The sequence below is a fragment of the Tibeticola sp. genome, from assembly GCF_022759015.1.
Lineage (GTDB): Bacteria > Pseudomonadota > Gammaproteobacteria > Burkholderiales > Burkholderiaceae_C > Tibeticola > Tibeticola sediminis.
Map to the genome: position 1 here is coordinate 1 of NZ_JAEMQB010000145.1, position 5,198 is coordinate 5,198.

The window sequence follows — 5,198 nt, forward strand, 5'->3', positions numbered from 1 at the left end:
CGCGACCTGCGGCACGACGTAGGTCACGAGAAACACCACGATGAAGAGCGCGATCACCGTCACGATCGCGGGGTAGAGCGCGGCGCCGAGCAGCTTGGCACGCAAGGCCTGGCGCTGTTCCAGATCGTCGGCCAGGCGCTCGAGCACGGCGCCGAGCTGGCCGCTTTGTTCGCCGGCGGCGACCACCGCGCGGTAGACCTCGGGAAAGGCCCGCGGATGACGCGCCAGCGCCGCAGCAAAGCTTGCGCCCGCATGGACCTCGGCGCGCAGGGCTGCCGCCAGCGCGCGGGTGGGCTCATCTTCGGCTTCCTCGGCGAGTGCGCTCAAGGCACGCTCGAGCGGCAGGCCGGCGCTCACCAAGCCCGCGAGCTGGCGCGTCCAGATGGCGAGCGTGGTCGGTGTGAACACCCGTGGGCTCCACCAAGCGGCGCGACCCGGGGCCTCGGCCTCGGCGCTCGCGACCGGCTCGACCGAGAGCGGCACCAGCTGCTGCCCGCGCAACAGGCCGCGCGCGGCGCGGGCCGTGTCGGCCTCCACGATACCCTTGCGGGTTTTGCCGTCGGCGTCGAGCGCCTCGTAGCGGTAAGCGGGCATGGCGTCGGATGCGTTCAGTCGCGCGTCACGCGCAGCAGTTCTTCACGGCTGGTGACACCGCTGGCCACGAGCCGCTCGCCGTCCTCGCGCATCAGCCGCATACCGGCGGCGAGGCCCGCGGCGCGGATTTCGGCTTCTCCGGCTTGCGCGTGGATGAGCGCGCGGATCGCCTCGTCGGCCACCAGCAACTCAAAGATGCCGGTGCGGCCGGCATAGCCCGTGTGCCCGCACTCGGCGCAACCCACGGGGTGCCAGGCGCCCTCGGCGTCTTGTCGCTTGCAATGCGCGCAGAGCCGGCGCACCAGGCGCTGCGCGAGTACGCCCAGCAGCGACGAACTCAGCAAGAAAGGCTCGACGCCCATGTCCGTCAGCCGCGTGACCGCGCTCGCCGCGTCGTTGGTGTGCAGCGTGGCGAGCACCAGGTGGCCGGTGAGGCTGGCTTGGATGGCGATCTGCGCCGTTTCATGGTCGCGGATCTCGCCGATCATGATCACGTCCGGGTCCTGGCGCAGGATGGCCCGCAGCGCACGGGCGAAGTCGAGCTCGATCTTCGGGTTCACTTGCGTTTGGCCGATTCCGGGCAGCTCATACTCGATCGGGTCTTCCACCGTCATGATGTTGAGCGTGGCCGCATCGAGCCGCTGCAGCGCGGCGTACAGCGTGGTGGTCTTGCCGCTGCCGGTGGGGCCGGTGACGAGCAGAATTCCGTGCGGCTGCGCGATGAGCTGCGTGAAGCGCTCGAGCACATCCCCCTGCATGCCCACGGCTTCGAGCGTGAGCCGGCTCTCGGACTTGTCGAGCAGGCGCAGCACCGCGCGCTCGCCGTGCGCGCTCGGCAGTGTGGAGACGCGCACGTCCACCGCGCGCGTGCCGATGCGCAGCGAGATGCGGCCGTCCTGCGGCAGGCGTTTTTCGGCAATATCGAGTTCGGCCATGATCTTCAGGCGCGAGATCAGGGCCCCATGCAGCGCGCGGTTGGGCCGCACCACCTCGCGCAGCGTGCCATCGACGCGAAAGCGCACGCTGGAGCTGCGCTCATAGGGTTCGATGTGAATGTCACTCGCGCCGTCGCGCGCGGCCTGGGTCAGCAGCGCGTTGAGCATGCGGATGATGGGCGCGTCGTCGCTGGCTTCGAGCAAATCTTCGACCGCGGGCAGCTCCTGCATCAGGCGCGAGAGGTCGGCGTCGCTCTCCACCTCGCTCACCACCGCCGCTGCGCTCGACTCCCCCTCGGCATAGGCGGCGCTGATGCGTTGCGCCAGCGCCGTCGCGTCGAGCCGGGCCAAGGCGATCGGCAGGCTCTGGCCGTGCTTGCGTTGGACTTCACCCACGGCGCACCAGTCGGGCGCGTCCGAGATCCACAGCGTCGCGCGTTCGCCCTCGGCTTCGAGCAGCAACTGGTGCGCGCGGGCGTAGGCGTAGGGCAGGGGGTAGCGCATCGCAAACCTCGGCTGTGTGCGCTTCAGCGCTCGCCCGAGACCGGCTGCGGCGCCGAGCCTGCGGGGGCAGCGGCCGGCGCGCTGGCGCGCGGCTGTGCGCCCCGCGGCGGCAGCATGGGCGCGGCGTTGACGGGCACCACGGCCGACTCCATCGGCTGCACCGCGCCTTGGGTGCCGCGCATGAGTTCGTAGCGGTCCATCGATAGACTGTCGGTGCTTTGCGCGTCGCGCAGCACCACGGGGCGCAGGAACACCATCAGATTGGTCTTCTTGCGGCTGCGCGTCTGGCTCTTGAACAGGTTGCCCAACAGTGGCACGTCCCCGAGGCCGGGCACTTTTTCCTCGTTGTCGGCGTATTCATCCTGCAGCAAACCGCCGAGCACCACGATGCCGCCGTCTTCGACCAGCACGGTGGATTCGATCGAACGCTTGTTGGTGATCAGCCCCGTGGGCGAATTGATCGAACTCGGCGCGACGCTCGACACTTCCTGGAAGATCTGCAGCTTCACCGTGCCGCTCTCGCTGACCTGGGGTTTGACCCGCAGCGTCAGGCCCACGTCCTTGCGCTCGATCGTCTGAAAAGGATTGACCGCGCCGTTGCCACCGCTGTTGTTGTTGGTGTATTGGCCGGTCACGAAAGGCACGTTTTGGCCGATGACGATCTTGGCCTCTTCGTTGTCGAGCGTCAGCAGATTGGGCGTTGAGAGGATGTTGCCGTCGCCATTGGCTTGCAGGAAGCGCGCGAGAAAGCCCAGCACATAGATGCCGTTGGTGCGCTGCGCGAGCCCGAAGTTGAGGCCGGTCGAGGGTGCCTTCGGGTTGCTCGCGCTCTGCGCGGCGAGTTCGATGATGTTGGCACCGCCGATGCTGAAGTTCGTCCCCAGCAGCCCGACCACGCCGTCACCTTTCTTGCCGATCGGCCCTTGCCACTGAATGCCGAATTCCGCCGCCTTGTCGGCGTTCACTTCGGCGATGAGGCTTTCGACGAACACCTGCGCGCGCCGCGCATCGAGCTGGTCGATCACCGCGCGCAGTTGGCGGTAGAGCGGCTCGGGCGCGGTGATGATGAGCGCGTTGGTGGCCGCATCGGCTTGGATCTGGCCGCCGGTGGTCGCCTCGGTGGCGGCGCTCGAACGCGTGCCCGGGGCGGTGGTGGTGGCGGTCGCGGTGGTCAGGGCGGTACTCGCCGCAGAGCCGCTCGACGCGGCCGGCGTCGAAGCACCGCGCGCCTCACCGGAAATCGCCGCGCGCAAGGTCGCAGCGAGCTTGGTCGCATCGGCGTTCTTCAAATAGACGACATGGATGTTCCCTGCCGCGGGCGCTTTGGCGTCCGCGCCCGCTGCGGGTTGGTCGAGCTTTTCGACGAGTGAGCGGATCAGCGCCAGGCGCGCGGCATTGGGCGCACGCACGATCAGCGCGTTGCTGCGCGGCTCGGCAAGGATGGCAAGCCGCGGGCCGCTGTCGGCCGCGGCGGCACCCGGCGCGCTCGTGGCGGTGGCGCTCGTCTCGACCAGCCGGGTCACCAAGGGGGCGAGCTCGCTGGCAATCGCATGTTTGAGCGCCATGACTTCCACGTCGGTCGCGTTGGGCTGATCCATCGCGGCGATGATGCGTCCCAGTCGGCGCAGGTTGTCCGCGTAGTCGGTGATGACGAGGCTGTTGTTGCCCGGATTCACATTGATGGTGTTGGCCGGCGTGATCAGCGGCCGCAGCACCGGCAGCAGGTTGTTGGCCGATTCATGCCGCAGGAAAAAGATCTGCGTGATCACCTGCCCGCCCACGCTCGACGGCACCGAGCCCGCGCCCACCACACCGGTTTGCACCTTCGCGTCGCCTTCGGGAACGACCTTGTAGAGCCCCTCGGATTCGACCACGGTATGCCCTTGCAAGCGCAGTGCGGCGACGAACTGGTTCCACGCGGCCGCCGGCGTCACCGGGCGTTCGCTGATCAGCGTGATCGTGCCTTTGACGCGCGGGTCCACCACGACCTGGCGACCGCTGAGCGTGGCCAGCGTGCGCGCGACGGCTTCGATCTCCGCGCCCTGGAAGTTGAGGACCACGGGCTCGGCGCTGCGCAGCGCGCTGCTGGTTTGTGCGCCCGCCGAAGCCGCGCCCCAAGCGAGCGCGAGAGCGATCGCCGCCCACGTCAGGGACCGTGTCCGTCGGAAGAGAAGAGAGTCGATTCGGATGTCCATCTTTGCGCTCAAAGGAATACGGTCAAAGGCTGCCCTAGCCCAGGGAGAGGATCGCGCGGGGGCCCTCGCGGCGCCCCAACAGGTTCAAGAGGTTGGACAGCGCGGTTTCCGACCCCGGGGCCGCCTGCGCCGTTCCCCGAAACCGCAGCTGCGCGCCGTTCCAACTGCCGCTGCCCTCGAGTTGCAGCGGGCCGGAAACGGTGCTCAAGTCCAGGGCGGGAACCTCGCCGCCGCGCAACACCAGCCGGTAGCTGCCCAGTGGCCGCAGCGGCGAGACGCGCGTCGCGAGGTCGCTCAATTCGAGGTCGACGCGGCCGTCCAGGCGCAGACGCCCCGAGGCCCAGTGCATCTCGAAGCCGGGGCTGGCCAGCGCGATTTGCCCTTCGGGTTGTAGCGTATTCCAGGGCGCCCCCAAGCCGCTCAAGAGCTGCGCCGGCCAGCGCGCAGGCTGCACCAGCGGCTCGAGGCGGACCCGAAGCTGCCGCCAACCCCAGGCCAAGCGAAGCCGCAGCGGCTCGGGCGTGCAGCAGTCGGCGTTCAGCGCCAGTTGGAGCCCCGTGCCCTGCGCGCGCAGTTGCCAGTGGATGCGCCCGGGCAGCGCCGCGCTGCCGCGGCCGCTCGCCTCGTCATGCAGGGCGAGCGAGGCCGAGCCGTTCCACAGCGTGCCCAGGGGCGCGTGCAGCCGCACCCGTCCGCCCGAGGCGGCTTCGACGGCTTGCGCCGCCCAGGAGGCCGGTGCTGCGATGGCCAGGCCCGCGCGGGTTCCGACCAAGCCGCCCGCAACCGCGCCCGCCCATGCCGCGCGCCGACCGGTGGGGTGTGGCGTGGCGCCGAAACGGCCCAAACGCCCGGGGGTGCTGGATGAACGCGGGGCCATGGCGGGGTTCACTCCTCACTCAGCGCAAATCCGAGCGTGCCGCTCCAGCGCGCCAGGCCCGGCGTGGCGGCCCGCTCGAGCTTGGCCTGTACC

4 protein-coding genes are annotated in these 5,198 nt (G+C 69.6%); all 4 read right to left on the reverse strand.

Features of this window, described 5'->3' with window-relative positions:
• Nucleotides 1-594 (reverse strand): type II secretion system F family protein (locus JHC36_RS09245; protein WP_287918442.1); only part of this gene is annotated, 594 nt, incomplete at its 3' end.
• Nucleotides 595-608: 14 nt separating this feature from the next.
• Nucleotides 609-2,033: a type II secretion system ATPase GspE gene (gspE, locus tag JHC36_RS09250; protein WP_287918443.1), complete on the reverse strand. Its 1,425-nt coding sequence runs from the start codon at nt 2,031-2,033 to the stop codon at nt 609-611.
• 23 nt (nt 2,034-2,056) lie between these two features.
• A complete protein-coding gene (gene gspD, locus JHC36_RS09255) occupies nt 2,057-4,228 on the reverse strand; it encodes a type II secretion system secretin GspD (RefSeq protein WP_287918445.1) in 2,172 nt (723 codons plus the stop codon).
• A 34-nt stretch (nt 4,229-4,262) separates the two neighbouring features.
• Nucleotides 4,263-5,105, reverse strand: coding sequence for a type II secretion system protein N (gene gspN, locus JHC36_RS09260; RefSeq protein ID WP_287918447.1), 843 nt, complete (start codon nt 5,103-5,105; stop codon nt 4,263-4,265).
• Nucleotides 5,106-5,198 lie beyond the last annotated feature (93 nt).

Excerpts from the sequence above, each read along its gene's own strand:
- gspD (WP_287918445.1), bottom strand. The coding sequence starts at position 4,228 with ATGGACATCCGAATCGACTCTCTTCTCTTCCGACGGACACGGTCCCTG.
- gspN (WP_287918447.1), bottom strand. The coding sequence starts at position 5,105 with ATGGCCCCGCGTTCATCCAGCACCCCCGGGCGTTTGGGCCGTTTCGGC.
- gspE (WP_287918443.1), bottom strand. The coding sequence starts at position 2,033 with ATGCGCTACCCCCTGCCCTACGCCTACGCCCGCGCGCACCAGTTGCTG.